Raw genomic sequence first — 19,868 nt, 5'->3', positions numbered from 1 at the left:
ACAAAAAACGCTTACATTTCTGCAAGCGTTTTAATTTATCTCTTAAGAATTCCCTTCTTTAAAGGAATTCACTAACTAATAAAATTAAGAGATAATGGGTAGCTTGGTAATTCTCCATTACTAGCTTTTATAGCGTTTACAATTGGCATCACAAAAGCCAAAATTGCAACTAATATTAAGGTTAAGATTCCTAATCCAACAACAAAGATTAACGGAATACTAATTATAGAATAGATTAACATGCTTAATTGGAAGTTTAAAATAGACTTTCCATGAGCGTCCATACCATCAACTTGCTCTTTTTGTGTCGCCCAGATAATAAGTGGTGCAATAAGTCCACCAAATCCTGTAACATAGGTCAGCAATTGTGATAAATGAGTAATAACTAATAATTGGTTGTCCGAACGTTTAAGGGTGTGATAATTTGATTCCATAATTGATGATTTTACACTAATAGGACGCAAACTGAATTAATTTGTTACACTACATTATACAAAATTAACAAGACGAACAACTTCCACCCTCTTTCTTTACACCCAACTTAACAAGGATAGTTTCTAACAAACACCATTTTGTAAATGCAGACTGAATTAAATTCACGCCAATAAATACGGTAAACCACATCCAATTTGGATTAACGTAATAGGTTAGTACTACACTTAACAATACCATGATCCCAACAATGGTTCTAAAATATGTATTTAACATTTCAATTATTTTTTAAGTTTATATAAATCTTTCTATCGGAACTACAACCGCTTTTATAGGGTTATTTGTTTCTAAGTTTTTATTAAATTCTTTTATAGCTTCGAATAAAGCATCGATATGTTCATCATCTGTAAATGAAAAGAACATGCTAGATTCGTTACCTCCTTTTTCAGCAGGAAACCAATTTGAAGTCATTAATAAAGACGAACCATTTTTATGTCCATCAATTTCTGAACTACTAAAGTTTTCTATATCTGCTTTTTTGAATAGTTTTAAAACCTCCTTTTGATACTGCTCAACTGCTGTAACTATGACTAATTTCATTTGTTTCTATTTTATACAACCTGCAAGGTTTCACCAACCTTGTAGGTTTCATTATTGCTTTTATACCTACAAGGTTTTGGAAACCTTGCAGGATAACTAACTAAGAATCATTACTTATAATTCTTCTTCTCTATCATATAATACACTAATGGCACCACCAATAAGGTTAACACCGTTGACACAATGGTTCCTCCCATTAATGAAATGGCTAAGCCTTGAAAAATGGGGTCAAATAGTATCACAAAGGCTCCAATAACAACGGTTCCCGCAGTTAATAAAATTGGTGTGGTTCTCACAGCTCCTGCTTCAATCGCGGCTTGTTTTAATGGTACGCCTTCAGCTGTTCTTAAATTGATAAAGTCTATCAACAATACTGAGTTTCTTACCATAATTCCGGCTAAAGCAATCATACCTATAAATGAGGTGGCAGTAAAGAATGCTCCCATCAACCAATGGCCTAAAATTATTCCTATTAAGGATAATGGTATTGCAACCATCATTACAATAGGCGCTTTAAAATTTTGAAACCATCCTACTATTAAGATATAAATCAATATAATAGCACCTAAAAAGGCAATACCTAAATCTCTAAAGACTTCTAAAGTAATTTGCCATTCACCATCCCATTTTACGGTATAATCATCTTCAAATTCTGGCTGCCCTAAGTACATTTCATTGATCTCAAAACCTTGTGGTAATGGAATATCTTTTAATTTTTCTTCCATACCTAAAATGGCATATGCAGGACTTTCTAAATCTCCAGCCATATCTGCCATGACATGCACCACACGTTTTTGATTTTTTCGATAGATACTTTTTGCTGCAGTTGTTTCACTAATCGTTACCAAATCAGCAATTGGCGCCATATGGCCTTGTTTTGATTTCACTTTTAATAGTGAAATATCCGTAATCGTCGATTTTTCTTTCTCATCTAAAGCTAATACTAAGCCTACTTGGCTAACTGCATTTTCATCATATAAATTGGTGATGGCTCTATTAGATAACGCCATGTTCATAGTATACGCTATTTGCTGTGGTGCTACACCATATAACATGGCTTTCTCTTTATTGATGTCGAATTGATATTCGGTTTGATCATCTTCAACCATCCAATCAACATCAACCACATCATCAGTATTTCTCAGAATATCTTGAATGTGATTTGCTATCTTAATTTGTTCCTCATAATCAGGTCCATAAACTTCAGCAACTATAGTCGATAATACAGGTGGTCCTGGTGGCACCTCAACCAACTTCACATTCGCATTGTATTTTGAAGCAATCTTCTGAATATCTGGTCGCAATAATTTAGCGATATCATGACTTTGCGCTGAACGGTCTTCTTTAGATAATAAATTTACTTGAATATCTGCCATATTAGAACCACCACGTAAATCGTAATGACGTACTAAACCGTTAAACGTAATTGGTGCAGACGTCCCAACATAGTTTTGATAATTCACTACTTCTGGTCGGGTCGATAAATACTGAGAAATCTCTTGAGCTACAACACCTGTGCGTTCTAAGGTGGTGCCTTCTGGCATATCAATCACCACTTGAAACTCATTCTTGTTATCAAAAGGCAGCATTTTTACAGCAACCGAATTAGTAAAAAATAAGGCCATCGTTCCTAATAAGACAGCAAACGTTCCTAATAAAAACAACCAACGCTTGCCTTTACTTTCTAAAAGCGGTCTTTCAAATTTGTTGTAAATTCTATAAATCAGTGTGTCCTCTACTGCTTTTTCAGGCTTCTCCTCCGCTCCTTTTTTATCTTTCTCTCTTAAGAAAATATAACCCAAATAAGGCGTAATGGTTAAAGCCACAAATAGCGATAAAATCATAGCAATTGATGCTCCAATTGGCATTGGTGCCATATACGGTCCCATTAATCCAGACACAAAGGCCATTGGCAATACCGAAGCAATTACCGTAAATGTTGCTAAGATGGTTGGATTACCAACTTCGTTAATGGCATATAAAGCGGCTTGTTTAAATGGCAAGCGTTTCATTTTGAAATGCCTATGCATGTTTTCGGCAATGATAATAGAGTCATCGACCACGATTCCTGTTACGAATACTAATGCGAATAACGTAATTCGGTTAAGCGTATAATCCATCATGTAGTAACTCAACAAGGTTAAAGCAAACGTAATGGGTACTGATAAAAATACGACCAAGCCTCCTCGCCAGCCCATAGCTAACATTACTACAATGGTTACTGCAAAGATTGAACCGATAAGGTGTAATAATAATTCCGATACTTTATGAGACGCAGTTTCTCCGTAGTTTCTTGTAATTTCTACATGAACATCATCTGGAATTAAAGTTGCTCGTAAATGATCTACTTTATCTATAATCACTTCGGCGATTTTCATAGCATCTGCTCCTTTTCGTTTAGCGACAGAAATCGTCACCGCAGGATATTCAGATTTATAATCATCAGCTTTTACACTTCCTTTTCCAAAACCTAAACTCACATAGTTTTGTGGTACTTCCGGGCCATCAATAATGTTAGCGACTTGCTTCAAGTATATCGGCTGATTTTGTTGCACACCAACAACTAAATTTTCAACATCTGTTACTGAAGCTAAAAACTTGCCCGTATTCACCAAAAACTCAGTATCACTTTTATCAAAACTTCCAGCACTTAACTGACTGTTATTGGCCTTAATCATTTCAGATACTGACAAGAAGTCTAATCCACTTGCCGCCAATTTATCCTTATCTAAAACCACACGTAGCTGACGGTCTCTTCCTCCTATTTTATGAGTAATGGCTACGTCCTTGACCTTTTTAATTTCAGCCTCTAACTCTTGTGCCATTTGGCTTAATTGGTAATCATCGTAATTCTCGCTCCATAAGGTCAATCCTAACATGGGCACATCGTCAATAGCACGTGTTTTTACTAACGGAAACGTAACACCAGCTGGCATTTGATCCATGTGTTTGTTAATTTCGTTGTATAATTTTACAAACGAACGCTCAATATCTTCCCCCACATAAAACTGAACAATGACCATACCTTGTTCTTTCATGGACGTGGAATACACATATTCAACCCCTTTAATATTCGAAATTAATTGCTCTAATGGCTTAATAACACGTGACTCAACTTCCGTTGGACTTGCTCCTGGATAACCCACAAAAATGTCTGCCATTGGCACATCAATTTGCGGCTCTTCCTCACGTGGAATTAAAAACGAACTATATACACCAACCACCATAAATACAATCATTAACAACACGGTTAACTTCGATTGCATAAAGACTTTGGCGATTTTACCTGCGATTCCTTCTTTCATTTTGTTTCTTTATTTTGGGCGTTTTAACAGGCTATCCATTGCAATCTTTTTTTGCCATATATGGCAGCAAAAAAAGGATTTCCATTGCTATCCTTAACGCGCTTACTCTTATGTGATTTACTCTTCTTTATAATACCTACAAGGTTTTTAGATACTGAAATGAATTCAGCACTTCGCCTTGCAGGATACTGAAAACTGTAACTGCGACTGTCTACTGATGCCTACTGAATGCTAATCTTAGTGCCATTGTAAAGTTTTCCTTCAGCAGAAACGATATAGGCTTCATCCGCATTTAATCCCGATAATACTTCTACTTGGTCTCCAAACGTTCTTCCTAAACGTAACCAGCGTAACATTGCTGTATTACTTTGGCTTACGGTATATACACCAGATAATTGTCCGTTTGTTATAATAGCATCCGTTGGAATTAAAACCATTGACGTCTCTGCCTTTCTTTCTACCGGAAATTGTACGGTTGAAAACATGCCTGATAAAATATTGGCTTCAGTAGTTTCTAAATCTATCTTTACTAAATATTGTCCACCTGTGTTTTTTGCCGATGTACTGACTTCAGCCACTTTTCCTTTAATGGTTTGGTTGATAGATTTTACCAAAACATCTACAGTGGTTCCTTTTTTAATTCCAGAAATTTCAGATTCTGGTACCATAGCCATCACTTCAAAATGTCCTGGTGTTTCCATACTAATTAATGGCACTCCAGGGTTTGCCATATTACCTGCTTCTATAGATTTACTTGTAATAATTCCGCTAAAAGGAGCTGTGATATTACTGTAAGAAAACTGAGCATTTATTTCGTTTTTCATTTGTTTTGCAGATTCTAATCGTGCTTTTGCCATATTAAAATTTGCTATAATATCATCCAGTTCTTTTTGTGTGGCGCTTTCTTCTGCGAATAAATTTTTAAATCGATTGTAATCTTTTTGAGCATTATTAAAAGCCGCAGTGGCTTCTGCAATACCTGCATTGACTTGAGCACGCTTGGCTTGTAAATCAGTATTGTTGATAGAAACCAATAACTGACCTTTGCTTACCTTGTCTCCTACATTAACATGAACTTTATTTACATACCCCATCATTCTGGTACTTAAATCGGCACTATTTACGGCTTGAATTTTTCCACTAACTGCTAAAAACGGACTATTCGTATCAGCTTCTACCTGACTCGTTTTTACTGGGATTGCTGGTGAATTATCTGCTACATTTTTATTGTCTTCGCTGCCACAACTTGCTAATAACAAGGCTAAAGAAAATGTTAGAATTGTATATGTTTTTTTCATTTTGATTGTTTTTATGTTGATACCTACAAGGTTTTAGAAACCTTGCAGGAAATATTATTCTTTGGTTAAAAATTCTAAATAAGCTTGCGCATAATTGTATTCGAAAATGGTTTGATAATATTCCAATTGTTTTTGTGAAAATTGGGTTTCAGCCATTAACAAATCCGATGTTTTTTCAAGACCTTCTTTAAATCGATTCGTTCTAATTCTTAAAGATTCTTCAGATTGTTCTAAGGCCAATGTTATCAACTTCAATTTATTCGCAGCATCTAAAAAAGCACGTTTCGCTTTGTTGAGTTCTAAATTACTTTGCGACACATATTGTTGGTATTCTAATTTTGACTGTTCAAATTCCGATTTACTTTTTTGTGCTTTAGCAAAACGCTTTGAACCTTGAAAAATATCCCAGCTTAATTGTGCGCCAAATAAATAACCACTAGCATTGGCTTGAAAAATTTGGTCGTCGTACAATTCATAACTTCCAAAAGCATTTAATCGTGGTAAGAATGCCATTTTATCTGCTTTATTCATAGCTTCGTAAGCATTAGAGGCCAATTCCATCGCTTTAATATCTGAACGGTTTTCAGAAATTGATTTATCCTCTATTGTTGTCGTAGTTACCTCTAATTCGTCAGCTGGTATATAAACCACATAGGTCTCATCATTCATTAAAAAAGACAAATAATTTGAGGCATTTTCTACATTACTTTTTGCCGATTGCAATTGATTTTGAACTTCAGTGACACGGACTTCAACATTTAATACATCCGCACGTTGCAAATACCCTTGCTTAAAACTATTATCTGCTAACTTTTTATTGGCATTTGCCGCCTCTAGTGCTTTTTCTAAAACAGTAACCGCTTTGTAAGCCAACTGCAATTGCATATAGGCTTTTTCAACCTCAAATGCTAAGTAATCTTGCGTGCGTTCAGTCTTTAGAGCCATGGCATCCATTTTAGATTTAGCTGCTTTTCGCTGATACATGCCATCGATATTAATTAAAGGTTGCTGAACCTCTATTTTAGTTGCATAATTCTCAATCTGAGATGGATCGTTTAATAAGGCAGGATTAAAATCATTCTGGGTTAAAATTTCTTGATTCAATTTTGATCCAAACGCCATTAATGGATTGGTAGTAGCCATGGCGGTATGACTTGCGCTAATATTTGGTAAAAACACCGCATTAGTTTGTTTAAAATCTGCTTTGGCTTGCTGAAAATCTTCCTCCGAAATTTTAAGGCTTGTATTGCGCTCTGAAACTTTAGATAAAACGTCCTTTTTTGTAATAGCAATTTGCTCTTGTCCGTGTAGACTCAAATTAACCATTAATGCAAAAAACAGGATTTTAAAAGTTTGGTTTTTCATAGTTATTATATTTCTGATACAAAAGTAGAGCGAACAAAAAACTTACTTGGTAACCATTGTTACCTAACTAAAAAAAGCATTCATTAAAAAAATGAATGCTTTTCCCTAACCAACCAAAAACTGATAACCACATCAGTTTATAATTTTCAACCTAAAATCTTCAATACCGCTTGTTAGTGGTATTAACACATTAAATCTAATGGTTTTAAACTATGTATAACTTCTAATTTAAATAAATTAATTACACAAAAGTAATTTAAGATTCTGTAAACATTGGTAACTCATGTTACTTAAGTCAAGTCTTTATTATGTGACGATTAAAAAGCAGAACTTTCTCGAGAAGCACTGCTCAAAATGGTAAAATATGTTTAAATTTATTCTCTTTATTTTTTTAAACATTAGCTATAAAATTACACGTGATGATTTCACAAATTTTGGCAATAGATAATTTACATTTTGATGAATATTACAGCAGCTTATACCGACTTATATCAAATAACAATGGCTCAAGTTTATTTTGAGACCAAACCAAATGGACGCGCCGTTTTTGACTACTATTTTAGACATAACCCTTTTAAAAGTGGCTATTCTATATTTGCCGGTTTGGAAGATGTTTTAACCAGCCTTGAAACCCTAAAGTTCTCATCTTCAGATATGACTTATTTAAAGGATAAAGGGTTTGAAAGTGATTTTTTAGACTACTTAGAAAACTTCAGCTTTAAAGGTGCTATTTATTCTTGTCAAGAAGGCGATGTTGTGTTCCCTAATCGACCAATACTACAGGTTGAAGCTAATATTATTGAAGCGCAGATTATAGAAACCTTTTTACTTAATATTCTTAATTTTCAAACTTTAATTGCCACTAAAGCCAGCCGTATAAAGTACAGTGCCAAAGATGGTGTGCTATTAGATATGGGCTTACGTCGAGCCCATGCTACAGGCGGCTATTATGCTTCTAGAGCTGCAGCTATTGGTGGGTTTGATAGTACGAGTAATGTAAAAGCCGCAGAAGATTATGCTATTCCTTCTACAGGCACAATGGCGCACTCATTTATTCAAAGTTACGAAGATGAATTACAAGCATTTAGAGATTTTGCTAAAGTCCGACCAGATAATTGTGTGCTTCTCATAGACACCTATAATACGTTAAAAAGTGGCTTACCACACGCCATTACGGTGGCCAAAGAAATGGAAGAACGCGGTGAACGTTTGTTAGGTGTTCGTTTAGATAGTGGAGATTTAGCCTATTTAGCAAAAAAAACACGTCAGATTTTAGACGATTCAAATTTAGGTTACGTAAAGATTGTGGTGTCTAATCAACTAGATGAATACGTGATAAAAAGTTTAAAAGAACAAGGAGCACCTATCGATATTTTTGGTGTGGGTACTAATTTAGTTACTGGTAAACCAGATGCAGCGCTTGCTGGTGTATATAAACTAGCGGCTTTTAACGACACTCCAAGAATTAAATTATCAGAGAATATTATAAAAACATCGCTACCATTTAAAAAGCAAGTCTATCGTATGATTGATGATAATGGTATGTTTTACGGTGCTGATGCCATAGCGATTCATTCCGAAACGAAAGTTTCAAAAATGGAACATCCTTTTGATATTACAAAAAGCCTAGAATTAAATAGGTTTACGCATGAACCACTTTTAAATCAAGTAATGAAAGATGGCAAAAGAACAATACCTATTAGAACGGTTGCTGAAATTGCTGAGTACTCGCAATCGCGTTTAAAACAATTGCCTAATGAATATAAGCGTTTTCAGAATCCACATATCTACAAAATAGGCCTTAGTTCTCAGTTAAAGAAAGAACGTGATGCTTTAATTAATCAGCATAAATTTTAATTAAATACTCTATAGACATTCACCTTGAAATTATTTCTATGAAAACCTTACTCATCATTGATGTTCAAAATGATTTTATGCCAAGTGGCTCACTTCCTGTTCCTCATGGAGATCAAATAGTCCCATTAATTAATTCAATTCAAAATAATTTTGATTTGGTATTAGCCACGCAAGATTGGCATCCAAAAGATCATATAAGTTTTGCAAGTAATCATAACGGAAAATCTAATTTTGAAGTCATAGAATTACATGGCCAATCGCAAACCTTATGGCCAGATCACTGTGTAAATGGGACATTAGGTGCAAATTTTCATCCGGATTTAAATACTGAAAACTTTGAAGCTATTTTTAGAAAAGGTACAGATAAAACTATTGATAGTTACAGTGCATTCTACGACAATGGCCATTTAAAATCTACTGGATTAACAGGTTACTTAAAAGAAAAAGGCGTAACGGAACTATTTCTCTGTGGTTTGGCCGCGGATATTTGTGTTTACTTTTCAATCATTGATGCTTTTAATGAAGGTTTTTATTGTACTTTTATAGAAGACGCCTCTAAAGCATTGGATAACGACGGATTTGAAAAGCTAAAGAAAGAAATGATTCATAAAGGCATTAAAATTGTAAGTACTAAAACTATAGTATAAAATCTGTCACAACTTGTTTTTATATTTTTTCTGCTTCTAAATTTCGCTATTACATTAGGTGTTATTATTATGACCTTAGGGAATTAAATCATAAGAAAATAGAAGTTGATTTTCACGATTTATTCATGCGTTTCGATATATACTTAACAAGAATCATCAGTATTATACTTCCCAATGCAGACACCACTAAGTTAACCATAAGAAGAAAACCATCAAAATCACCATCATTCATTATAGACCAAGGATTGAACCCTAATCTTCCAAAAGTTTTAATGAAAAGGATACTTCCAAATACACCAACTAAGGTGTTTCCTATCACACCAAAAGAATAAGTCTTATATAAGAATCCCCAAAGATTAGCCGAAACAATTCCTACTAAGATACTAATTAAAGAAATAAGAGTTCCTGTCATTACCATGAAGTTAACTAGTGACCATAATCCATATGATCAATTTTTCCGGCAGTAAGTCTTTTTTGTACAATGAAATACACCAATAGAAGCGAAAACCCAATAATGCCCCAAATCATAGCAACAGACAAGCCGTATGTTGACGCAGATGTATTGTATATAGTTAAATGGCCGTTAACATTATTTATTGAAGGTAATATTACAGGAAATAATGATGCTAATGAAGACGTAATCCCTCCAACAATTATAAGTGTCGATAACATAAAAGCGTGACCATCTTTTTTTATCTTTTTTATAAAAAACAAGCCTATTACACCAATTAAATAAATGATTGGAAACACCATCAAATAAGGTTTGTGGATAAAATTATCTAATGAAGTAGGATTAACCAACTGCCATACATATAAAGAGAACACAGTAAGCACTGCTAATACTATATTCAGTTTAAAAATAACACCCTTCAGTTTTAGATTTATAGATGAATTTGTTTTTAAAATGATCCAATTTGCTCCATGAATAGCGAGCGTGACTACAGCTATTACACCTATAATAATTGTAAACCAATCTATCACTCCTGGATGATCCGTTAAAGGACTAAAACTACTATTCCAAAGCGGTAAGAAAAAATAATGTTCTTCGTGGACTGAAACACCATTTTCTACGCTTCCTAAATTGACACCTCTTACAATGTTTCCTAAAGCAATACCGAAAAACAAAGCCAATAACAAGCTAGAAAGTCCAAAGGATTTATCCCAAATAGCTTTCCACATATCGTACTTAAATTGTCCTCTAAACTCTAATCCGATAGCTCTAAAAATAATTAACCAAAGCACGATTATTAATGGTAAATAGAAACCACTAAAAACAGAGGCATAAAATGTTGGAAATGCCATAAAAAGCATGCCTCCAGCGGCTACCAACCAAACTTCATTAGAATCCCAGAACAAACCTGCCGATTTGGTAATTACCTCCTTATCTTTTTCGGTTTTAGCAAAAAATAAATGAATAATTCCAGCTCCAAAATCATAACCATCTAAAACAAAAAATACCGTTAAAACAATACCGATTGCGATGTACCAAAATAGTTCCATAATTAATGTGGTTTAGGGGTTGGACCTTCGTTAATAGTTTTTCCGACTAAGATTAAAAACAACAATCCTAAAAGTAGATATAATGCAACAAATCCTAATAATGTAAAGAGGGTATTACCTGAAGATACGGTAGGTGAAACTCCATCGCTTGTTCTTAATAACCCATAAACTAAATAAGGTTGTCTACCTAATTCTGCAGTATACCAACCTGTGATATTGGCGATATAAGGAAAAGGCACTAAGAACATAATTGTCCATAATAATGATTTGATGGTATACAATTTCTTTCGCCATAAAAAAAACAGTGCTAAAGCCATAACTGCAATAAATATTGTACCTAATCCAACCATAATATGATACGAATAATACAATGCTGGTATATTATCTGGCAAATCCTCTTTTTTAAACTGATCCATCCCAGGAATCTGTCTATGCCATTCCTGATACGTTAAAAAGCTTAATATATTAGGTACCGCAATTTTATTATCTAGCTTTTTTTCTACCATATTAGGCTGACCAATTAAGACAATTTCTGCTCCGGCTTCTTCGGTTTCAAAAATACCTTCCATAGCAGCAAAAGTTCCTGGCTGGTATTTGGCGACATTTTTGGCATTCCAATCGCCAGTAGGAAACGCAACTAAAACACTAGATATTAATCCGAATATCACACCTGTTTTTAAAAACAGATGACCATATTCAGAATGTTTATCTCTTAATATATAAAAAGCTCCAATACTTGCCATTACAAAAGCCGATGTTACAACCGAGGCCATTTGATTATGCAGAAAAGCAGGTAATAACCATGGATTTGTAAAAAGTGCCGAGAAATTTTCTAAAACATATTTACCATTATCTAAAATTTCATAACCTACAGGATGCTGCATCCATGCATTTGTGGCAAGAATAAACCAACCACTTGCCCAAGACCCTAGAAACACTAAAAATCCGGTAAGGAAATGTAATTTTTGTCCCATTAATTTTTCACCAAAAATAAATAAGGCTAAAAACGATGATTCTAGAAAAAATGAAAACATGCCTTCCATAGCTAAAGTCTGGCCAATAATACCTCCTGTTAATTCTGAAAATTTTGCCCAATTGGTACCAAATTGAAATTCCATAGGAATTCCTGTAACCACTCCCATAGTGAAATTAATGGCAAAGATTTTCATAAAAAACTTTGCAGCATTATTATATTTTTCAATTTTAGTTTTGAGGAATTTCCATTTAAAATAAACTATCATTAACGATAAACCCATCGTTAATTGCGGAAATATATAGTGGAAAGTAATTGTAAATGCAAATTGCAATCTGTCGTAGAATAGCATGTCTTCCATATCGCATATTTTGGATATTACAAAGTTATGGTTTTTAAAAAGTTTGCTACGTTACAATGGTTACAAATTTTAAATATTTAACGACATATGAATAAATATATTTAATATTAAACTCCATAATAGTTTTACAGTTATAAAACAGAAGAGCTTAGGTATTTCTTTTATAAAAATTGACTTATAAAAACAAAAAAAGGGTAGTTAATTATGGACTACCCTCTTCTTGAATATTTAATTTAGTTAAAAGTTACGATTCTAAATTATGATCTTCATTTATATGATCAACCGATTCTTCTTTTTTTCCTTTCGACAAAAAATTAATAAGAATGCCCACTAAGGTAATACAAACTACGGCGAAAATGGCAATCATTACAACTCCACTTGTCCAACTATACAATGTTATTAAAGAATTAATCATATATATTATCTATTTCGTTCTGGATGTAAAAATAGAAACTTTAAGAATTATGAAATATGACTTTTATCAGTTAAGACAAATTAATTAGATGATTTTATAACATTGATGATATCATCCTTTTGGAGTACACCAGACTGCCTCCAAACTTGCCTACCATTCTTAAACAGCAACATTGTAGGCACTCCTCTCACCTTATACTTTGAGGCTAAGGCTTGATTTTTATCGACATCAATTTTTATAATACTCACATCGTCACCCATAGAATCTTTAACTTGTTTAAGAATAGGGCTTAACATTTTACAAGGGCCACACCAATCTGCGAAAAAATCGACTAATACGGGTTGATCTTGATTTATTATTTCTGAAAATTTGCTCATACCTGACTTATGTTATTTATGGTAAGTGATACTCCAAATACCCCTTACTTCGTTGACATTATACCCTATTGCTTTGTCTTTAGGGTACAATTTATTAATTCTATTTAAAGTTGTTTCATTCAATGTCTCATTAGGTTTCCCATGACACTGAAGACACATGGTGTTAGTCGTAATTGGGTAATAAACCCTTACGAGATCTTTTGATTCCTTAACAATAGGTGACGGTTCTTCATTATTCGCAATCACCTGCTTAAACGTATTTATATAATTTAGTTCTTCAGAAGTAGCTTTATTACTTGGATTTCTCGGTTTATCAGACACACGTTTAATCATTGCTTTATGCACCACAGACATGCTATCGGTTAAAGGATAAGCACGCTCATTACAAAACGTTAACGCCTCTAAAACACCTTTTTTATGAATGGTACCCATTAAGTTTTTTCCTAAAACTGCTTTTGTTGCTAAAGCATATTTTAAGCCACGCTCACTATAAGATAAATCTTCAAAATTGGATGGAGATTGTGGTGCTACTTGTTTTATTTGTTGACCATTTTGCAAACTAGTTCCTCTTTCTTCATTAAAATGCTTTTTAAACCAATTGGGTTGTTCTATTTCGTAATCATACATATACGCTGCAATTTGTGCGATGGTGTTTTCTGGAAAATATTGTTTAGGCATTACTCCGTATCGTCTAACGGCGCCCGGCATTTTAGCATCTTTTTCATTTGGGTTTTTAATCCAAGCTTGCATAGAAGCAATAAAGTCTTCTTTACTAGTTTCACTATTAATATAATGCTTTTTAATAGCAACCATTGGCGGACCTATTCTATTGGTTTTACTTGCTGAAGGACTATGACAAGTATAGCAATTGGTTTCCATAAGTTTTTTGCCCACATGGTTGATAGCTTTTGACGCATGTTGAACATTTTGATAAGGATCACTTTTTTTCTTATTGGAATTACAACTTATAAAACTTATAGCTACAATTAGTAAACCTATTAAATTTTTCATAATGAATAAAATTTAAATAAAAATACCAATGAAACCTGAAAGCGTTAGTAACATATGTTACAAGCATCTAATAGTACTAAGATTCTATTAAAGCGGCTACGTCATTTAAACTAGGATTGCCTTGAAACATTATACTATCGATACTAGTATCATCTCTTGTTATAGCTAAAGAACTTATATAATCATCGTTTAATTTAAAACTTGAAACTCTTAAGTTTTTAAACTCATTAACCAAAGAACTCGATATTTTATGACAACCATCAATAACGGGAATTTTAATAAAATTTTCATCAATACCATTTCCTGTTGCTTTAACGATGGCCTCTTTTCTTGTCCATAATTTATAAAAAGCCTGCCTTTCAAGATCCGAATCCTGAATAAATTTTATTTCATCAGCACTAAACACAGTAGGAAGAATGTCGTTATATTGAAACTTAGGGTTTATATACTCAACATCAACACCTAACTCACAATCACCAATGGCTATTAGTGCAAAATCACCTGCGTGAGACACATTAAAAAATAAGGATGGATCTAAAGGAAAAAAGGGTTTATGATTATTACTTTTTTCAAAACATACATCCGAGATTTTTAAATGGTTTCTTTGAGCGATAATAGTTTTGAGAAAGCTTCTACATATGATAAAGCGATTAGAGTCTTTTATTTGATGATATTTACGAGCTCTTTCTAATTCAAGAGGTGTTAATGCTCGAGACAATCCATCAATAACATCGCTATATTGAGACAATTTTATTTTAAATAATTTGATGGCTTTAGGGTTATGTTCCAACACTTGTTGACGTGCTTCTGCAACTTCAGAATAACCACAAAACAAGGTGCTTTCAGAATTTTTAATCGTCATTATTTAAAAGAATTTTCAGTTTTGCACCTAACTCCTCTACGACAGGATATAGAAACATTTCGGAATGATTACCTGGTAGAATATACTTTTGAACGCCAGCTAATGCTATGTTTTTCCAACCCAAACAATTATAATCATGAGCAAAATACAATTTCTTAGTGGACCAAAACAAATGCACCTTAATAGGTTGTGGAACTATGTGATATTTTTGATAAGCCAAAGTATGTTCCTCATCAATTTTTGCTGAACGATTAAATTGCAATTGGTATTGTGTTTCACTGCCATGTTTAAATTTTAAATATACACCTCGACATTTAATTTTTAATAAATGAACCCGTCGTTTAAAATTAGGAACACTGCTAAACATGTTAAATCCCATAAATCCTAATTGTGCTATGAGATATAACCACGAAACCATTTTTTTACGGCGTGGATGCGAATAATAGTATGTTGGATAAACATAACTATCAAATAACAACAACTTCTTTGCACTTTTTCCTTGGGCTTTTAGCTGTTTTACCATTTCATAAGCAATAATACCTCCAAAAGAGAAACCTCCTAAAACAAAAGGTTGACCTTGAGTTATATATTCAATTTCCAAAATATAACGCGATGCCATCTCCTCTACCCTATTATGTGGTTGCACTTCGCCTTTTTGACCTTTAGCCTGTAAAGCATATATGGGCTGATCGTTTCCTAAAACATCTGCTAGAGCACTAAATTTTAATACATTATAATCTGCACCATGCACTATAAACAAAGGTGCTTTATGACCATTGGGTTGTAAAGGAATTAAAGAATAAAACGTAAACTCACCATCCCAGAACGACAGATCTGAAGCTTGTAATATGTTATATTCATTTACAGGCTCCATGTCAATTATCTAATATTTTTTGTACAATTCGGCCTAGCTTTTTATCATTTGGTGGTGAAAGCATATTAATATGATTCCCAGGAATTTCATGTTTATTTACACCACCTTTAGCAATAGGCTCCCAGCCAAGCAAATCTCTATCGTGTGCATAAAAAATATCATCTTCAGCGACTCTCAATAAGTCTACCTTAATATCTAAAGGCAAAATGTGATAATTCCTTATGGCATTATTATGCATCTGATCTAATTTATAAGGCCAACCTTTTACTAATTTATGTTGTGCCTCTTTCCCTAATTTCATTCTTAGATAAGTGTTTTTTAATCCCTCTCTAAACAACTGAATTCTTCGGTTAAAATTAGCTTTATTTCGAAACATTGTTTTGGTCATAAAAACAAGCATAGCCATCTTATATTTCATTCGGGCTATTTTTTTCGCTGTAGGATTAGAGCAACAATAATAAGGATATACATAACTATCTAATAAAATCACTCTTTTCACCGTTTTGTTTTGCGCTAATAACTGTCTAGCCATTTCAAAAGCAATGACACCACCAAAAGAATAACCAGCTAAAGTATATGGCCCATCGGGATTTGCTTTAATAATTTCAGAATTATAGTGTGCAGCCATTTCTTTAACGGTAGCTAAAGGTTCATCTACACCATTCAACCCTTTAGCTTGCAAGCCATACACAGGTTGGTCGTTATCCAAATTATTAGACAGAAGTTTAAATATCATAACATTATGTTCTGCACCATGCACAATGTATAAGGGTGATTTCTTCCCTTTGGGCTGTATTGGTACAAGCGAATTCCAAGTCACAGCATTAGAATCCATATCCATATAATGAGCAAGTTTTTCAATGGTAGAATGCGTCATTAATGCTGCCAATGGAAATCTCCGTCCTGTTTCTTTCTCTAATAACGCCATAACACGGACTGCTATTAACGAATGGCCTCCAAGTTTAAAAAAGTCACTAAAAACACTAATATTTTTAATTTTAAGACATTCTTCCCAAATATCAGCCACAAGCTGTTCTGTTATAGTTCTAGGCTCGGTATGCAGGCTAACATCACCAGACGTTTCTGAAGTGTTTTGTAATAACGCTTTTCTATCAATTTTACCGTTTAATGTCGTTGGAAACTCGTCTATTAAAACAATATCATTGGGTACCATATATACTGGTAATACTTCCCTTAAATGGTTTTTCCATATATCATCAGAATTTGGAGAAGCCGTGTACGTATTATTAGGAATCACAAATGCTTTAAGACGTTCTTGGTCTATCATTACAACAGAAGATTCAATCTCTTCAATACCATTTATAACTTCTTCTATTTCCCCTAACTCTATACGATGCCCTCTTATTTTTACTTGATCATCTATGCGTCCTAAGCATTGAACCTCACCTGTGTGCAATAATTTTCCTAAATCTCCAGTACGGTATAGCATTTTGCTTGTGCTGGTATCAAACGGATTGGGTATAAACTTTTCCGCTGTTAATTCTGGACGCTTCCAATAGCCCATTGAAACTCCATCACCAGCAATACACAATTCGCCTACAACACCTGTACCAACCAACATGTTTTGATCATTTAACAAATATAGCTGTGTATTATTTATAGGTTTACCAATGGTAATTAGATCATCTTTTTCTTTAATTTGCTTTACAGCGGACCAAATTGTAGTTTCAGTTGGCCCATAAACATTCCAAAGTTCATCTACCTTGCTCAGTAACTTTTTTGCTAAGGCTAATGGTAAAGATTCGCCTCCGCACAATGCTTTAATAGGAAATGCAGTATCCCAACCCGAATCTAACAACATTTGCCATGTCGTTGGAGTCGCTTGCATCATTGTGATATTTTCCCCTTGAAGCAAGTCTAGCATTAATCGGCCATCTCTTGCGGTATCGTCATCAGAAATAACCAATTGTGCACCCACTAATAATGGCAAAAACAATTCTAAACCTGCAATATCAAAAGAAATAGTTGTGATGGATAATAGCCGATCTGTTTCCTTCATCCCTGGCTCTTTGGCCATACTACTCAAGAAATTAACGACGTTCTTATGAGATACTTGTACTCCTTTAGGCTTTCCTGTTGATCCAGATGTATAGAGCAAATAAGCAATATCATCTTGATGTACTTTAACATCCAAAAGGTCTATGGAGTATTTAGATAAATCAGAAAATAAATCTTCAACAAATAACTTGGTAGCTTTTGTTTCTAATGTTTTAGCGAATGTTTTAACGGTAATTAAAACTTTGGCTTCAGAATCATTAATCATAAAATCTAATCTATCACTTGGATAGTTAGGATCTAAAGGCAAATAAGCTGCACCACATTTCATAATGGCTAATAAGGTCACTAAGAGCTCAATTGAACGCGGTAATGAAACCCCAACAAAATCTCCTTTTTGTATTCCTTTTTCCTTAAGACTATTAGCAAGTTGATTCACTTGTTGTTCTAAGTTCTGATAGGAAATTTCACTGTCCTTAAATTTAACCGCCTTTTTATCTGGTAAATTATGCGCTTGTTGCATTAATAAATCATGCAATGGCAAATTAGAATAGGACGTTTCAGTTGCATTCAGCGCTTTATAATCTGAATCATCAACTTTAATAATATCGGAGATAGGACGTTCTGGGTTGTCCACAATCTTCTCTATGATATCTACCAATGACTGCATCATTTTTTCAATCGTAGATGCTGAAAACAAAGAGGCGTTATATTGCCATTCTAAAACAAAATCATCCTCCGATCCACTGGCATTTAAAAATAATTCGAAAGCCTCATAAGTTCTTGGATTCGCTTTAATCTTAAAATCTAAATTTTCAAAAAACACCTGATCACTCATTCCCATATCTATATTAAAAACAACGGGAACTAGAGGAATACGCGATGGATCTCTAGCAATTGCCAATTTTTGAAGTAATTGACCAAAACTTAATTGTTGATGGTCGTAAGCATCAAACATTAAAGATTTACGATGTTTTAAATAAGCATTGAACGGTTGCTCTAAAACGACCTTACTTCGCAATGGTAAAAGGTTAACACAATGTCCTATTAATTGCGTTTTTCCGGAAACAGCTTGGCCTGCAGCAGGTAAACCTAAAACGATATCATTTTGCCCCGTTTGTTTGCAAAGAAACAATTCGAAAGCAGTCATTAAAGTGGTTACAAAACTACTACCAGCACGTACACCTGTTTTCTTTAATTTAGACAATAAATCGCTATGCAATGGAAAATCGAGACGATCACTTTTATAATTACGTACCTCTGGCCTTGGAAAATCCGTCGGCATATTTAACTGAGGTACATGTGGTTGATATTGCTTTAACCAAAATTTTTCCGTTTCACGAAATTCCTTACTTTTTAAAAAGATCTGGTGTTCATCGGCATAATCACTATAAGGAATGGCCTCTGGAATCTTAATGTTTTTATGAGACACTTTGGACGAATATAACATTCCAAGTTCTTCAATCATTATACCTGTAGACCAACCATCGCATATAATATGGTGTGCTGTGAGTACTAATTGATGTTTGTGGTCCTCTATTTTTATTAAGCCTGCTCTTAATAATGGACCATTCATTAAATCGAAAACTGTATTAGCGTCTTCTAAAATGTAATCGGCAATTTTAGCGTTTTGGTCGGCAGTATTTAAATGTGAAAGATCGGTGTAATCTATAGGGATTGACACCTCTTTTAAGATACTCATAAAACGTCCGTCTGAACTAAATATAGCGCGTAACGATTCATGACGATTTACTAATTGGGCTATGGCATATTCTAATGCAGTGGTATCTAAATCTCCTTCTAAGAAAACAGAAACGGACTCGTTGTAAGATCTATTAGCATCTTCTCCTCCCAATCGGCATCCAATCCATATTTCGGCTTGCGATTGTGTGGCGTAAATTACCTTTTCAATTTGCGGTCCTTTAAAGGGGTTAAATACTTGTTGACGTTTGATGTCATTTGGTTGTAATATCAT

16 protein-coding genes are annotated in these 19,868 nt (G+C 33.9%); 2 read left to right on the top strand and 14 right to left on the bottom strand.

Annotated features, from left to right (window positions below; translation table 11 throughout):
- Window positions 1–71: 71 nt before the first annotated feature.
- From C8N41_RS11195 to C8N41_RS11170, 6 genes are all read right to left on the bottom strand, one after another.
- Entirely contained in the window at window positions 72–434 is a 363-nt protein-coding gene (locus C8N41_RS11195) for a DUF4870 domain-containing protein (RefSeq protein ID WP_115839325.1), read from the bottom strand.
- A gap of 64 nt (window positions 435–498) precedes the next feature.
- The gene (locus C8N41_RS11190; protein WP_115839324.1) at window positions 499–708 is read right to left on the bottom strand and encodes a YgaP family membrane protein; all 210 of its coding nucleotides are present in this window, start codon (window positions 706–708) and stop codon (window positions 499–501) included.
- Between the two features lie 18 nt (window positions 709–726).
- Window positions 727–1,032 (bottom strand): hypothetical protein, encoded by a 306-nt coding sequence (locus C8N41_RS11185; protein ID WP_115839323.1) that lies wholly within the window; start codon window positions 1,030–1,032, stop codon window positions 727–729.
- Between the two features lie 110 nt (window positions 1,033–1,142).
- Complete coding sequence (locus C8N41_RS11180) at window positions 1,143–4,337, bottom strand: efflux RND transporter permease subunit (protein WP_115839322.1); 3,195 nt, start codon at window positions 4,335–4,337, stop codon at window positions 1,143–1,145.
- A 221-nt stretch (window positions 4,338–4,558) separates the two neighbouring features.
- Window positions 4,559–5,635: an efflux RND transporter periplasmic adaptor subunit gene (locus C8N41_RS11175; protein ID WP_115839321.1), complete on the bottom strand. Its 1,077-nt coding sequence runs from the start codon at window positions 5,633–5,635 to the stop codon at window positions 4,559–4,561.
- A gap of 54 nt (window positions 5,636–5,689) precedes the next feature.
- A complete protein-coding gene (locus C8N41_RS11170) occupies window positions 5,690–7,000 on the bottom strand; it encodes a TolC family protein (RefSeq protein ID WP_115839320.1) in 1,311 nt (436 codons plus the stop codon).
- Between the two features lie 456 nt (window positions 7,001–7,456).
- Here C8N41_RS11170 and C8N41_RS11165 point away from each other — a divergent pair, with 456 nt between their 5' ends.
- Window positions 7,457–8,857, top strand: coding sequence for a nicotinate phosphoribosyltransferase (locus C8N41_RS11165; RefSeq protein ID WP_115839319.1), 1,401 nt, complete (start codon window positions 7,457–7,459; stop codon window positions 8,855–8,857).
- Between the two features lie 38 nt (window positions 8,858–8,895).
- On the top strand, window positions 8,896–9,504 hold the full coding sequence (gene pncA / locus C8N41_RS11160) for a bifunctional nicotinamidase/pyrazinamidase (protein ID WP_115839318.1): 609 nt from the start codon (window positions 8,896–8,898) through the stop codon (window positions 9,502–9,504).
- Window positions 9,505–9,616: 112 nt separating this feature from the next.
- Here the strand turns inward: pncA and C8N41_RS11155 are convergent, their stop codons facing one another.
- The 8 genes from C8N41_RS11155 to C8N41_RS11120 form a co-directional block, all read right to left on the bottom strand.
- Window positions 9,617–9,916 (bottom strand): hypothetical protein, encoded by a 300-nt coding sequence (locus tag C8N41_RS11155; protein WP_147298954.1) that lies wholly within the window; start codon window positions 9,914–9,916, stop codon window positions 9,617–9,619.
- A gap of 14 nt (window positions 9,917–9,930) precedes the next feature.
- Window positions 9,931–11,004, bottom strand: a complete 1,074-nt coding sequence (gene cydB / locus C8N41_RS11150; RefSeq protein ID WP_115839316.1) for a cytochrome d ubiquinol oxidase subunit II — start codon at window positions 11,002–11,004, stop codon at window positions 9,931–9,933.
- A gap of 2 nt (window positions 11,005–11,006) precedes the next feature.
- Window positions 11,007–12,338 carry a cytochrome ubiquinol oxidase subunit I gene (locus tag C8N41_RS11145; protein WP_115839315.1) on the bottom strand — a complete coding sequence of 444 codons (1,332 nt, stop codon included), beginning with the start codon at window positions 12,336–12,338 and terminating at the stop codon, window positions 11,007–11,009.
- A 495-nt stretch (window positions 12,339–12,833) separates the two neighbouring features.
- Window positions 12,834–13,130: a thioredoxin gene (gene trxA / locus C8N41_RS11140; RefSeq protein WP_115839314.1), complete on the bottom strand. Its 297-nt coding sequence runs from the start codon at window positions 13,128–13,130 to the stop codon at window positions 12,834–12,836.
- A gap of 12 nt (window positions 13,131–13,142) precedes the next feature.
- On the bottom strand, window positions 13,143–14,141 hold the full coding sequence (locus tag C8N41_RS11135) for a c-type heme family protein (protein ID WP_115839313.1): 999 nt from the start codon (window positions 14,139–14,141) through the stop codon (window positions 13,143–13,145).
- A 76-nt stretch (window positions 14,142–14,217) separates the two neighbouring features.
- Window positions 14,218–15,003: a 4'-phosphopantetheinyl transferase family protein gene (locus C8N41_RS11130; RefSeq protein WP_115839312.1), complete on the bottom strand. Its 786-nt coding sequence runs from the start codon at window positions 15,001–15,003 to the stop codon at window positions 14,218–14,220.
- Window positions 14,993–15,877: a thioesterase domain-containing protein gene (locus tag C8N41_RS11125; protein ID WP_115839311.1), complete on the bottom strand. Its 885-nt coding sequence runs from the start codon at window positions 15,875–15,877 to the stop codon at window positions 14,993–14,995. The genes C8N41_RS11130 and C8N41_RS11125 overlap by 11 nt, the downstream gene beginning before the upstream one ends.
- Before the next feature lies 1 nt (window position 15,878).
- Window positions 15,879–19,868, bottom strand: coding sequence for a non-ribosomal peptide synthetase (locus C8N41_RS11120; protein WP_115839310.1), 3,990 nt, complete (start codon window positions 19,866–19,868; stop codon window positions 15,879–15,881).

This window comes from Winogradskyella sediminis (assembly GCF_003387355.1).
GTDB lineage: Bacteria > Bacteroidota > Bacteroidia > Flavobacteriales > Flavobacteriaceae > Winogradskyella > Winogradskyella sediminis.
This window is presented reverse-complemented; position numbering and strand designations above follow the sequence as displayed.

Coding starts and splice junctions, on each gene's coding strand:
- C8N41_RS11195 (WP_115839325.1), bottom strand. CDS start 434: ATGGAATCAAATTATCACACCCTTAAACGTTCGGACAACCAATTATTA.
- C8N41_RS11190 (WP_115839324.1), bottom strand. CDS start 708: ATGTTAAATACATATTTTAGAACCATTGTTGGGATCATGGTATTGTTA.
- C8N41_RS11185 (WP_115839323.1), bottom strand. CDS start 1,032: ATGAAATTAGTCATAGTTACAGCAGTTGAGCAGTATCAAAAGGAGGTT.
- C8N41_RS11180 (WP_115839322.1), bottom strand. CDS start 4,337: ATGAAAGAAGGAATCGCAGGTAAAATCGCCAAAGTCTTTATGCAATCG.
- C8N41_RS11175 (WP_115839321.1), bottom strand. CDS start 5,635: ATGAAAAAAACATATACAATTCTAACATTTTCTTTAGCCTTGTTATTA.
- C8N41_RS11170 (WP_115839320.1), bottom strand. CDS start 7,000: ATGAAAAACCAAACTTTTAAAATCCTGTTTTTTGCATTAATGGTTAAT.
- pncA (WP_115839318.1), top strand. CDS start 8,896: ATGAAAACCTTACTCATCATTGATGTTCAAAATGATTTTATGCCAAGT.
- C8N41_RS11155 (WP_147298954.1), bottom strand. CDS start 9,916: ATGACAGGAACTCTTATTTCTTTAATTAGTATCTTAGTAGGAATTGTT.
- cydB (WP_115839316.1), bottom strand. CDS start 11,004: ATGGAACTATTTTGGTACATCGCAATCGGTATTGTTTTAACGGTATTT.
- C8N41_RS11145 (WP_115839315.1), bottom strand. CDS start 12,338: ATGGAAGACATGCTATTCTACGACAGATTGCAATTTGCATTTACAATT.
- trxA (WP_115839314.1), bottom strand. CDS start 13,130: ATGAGCAAATTTTCAGAAATAATAAATCAAGATCAACCCGTATTAGTC.
- C8N41_RS11135 (WP_115839313.1), bottom strand. CDS start 14,141: ATGAAAAATTTAATAGGTTTACTAATTGTAGCTATAAGTTTTATAAGT.
- C8N41_RS11130 (WP_115839312.1), bottom strand. CDS start 15,003: ATGACGATTAAAAATTCTGAAAGCACCTTGTTTTGTGGTTATTCTGAA.
- C8N41_RS11125 (WP_115839311.1), bottom strand. CDS start 15,877: ATGGAGCCTGTAAATGAATATAACATATTACAAGCTTCAGATCTGTCG.
- C8N41_RS11120 (WP_115839310.1), bottom strand. CDS start 19,868: ATGATATTACAACCAAATGACATCAAACGTCAACAAGTATTTAACCCC.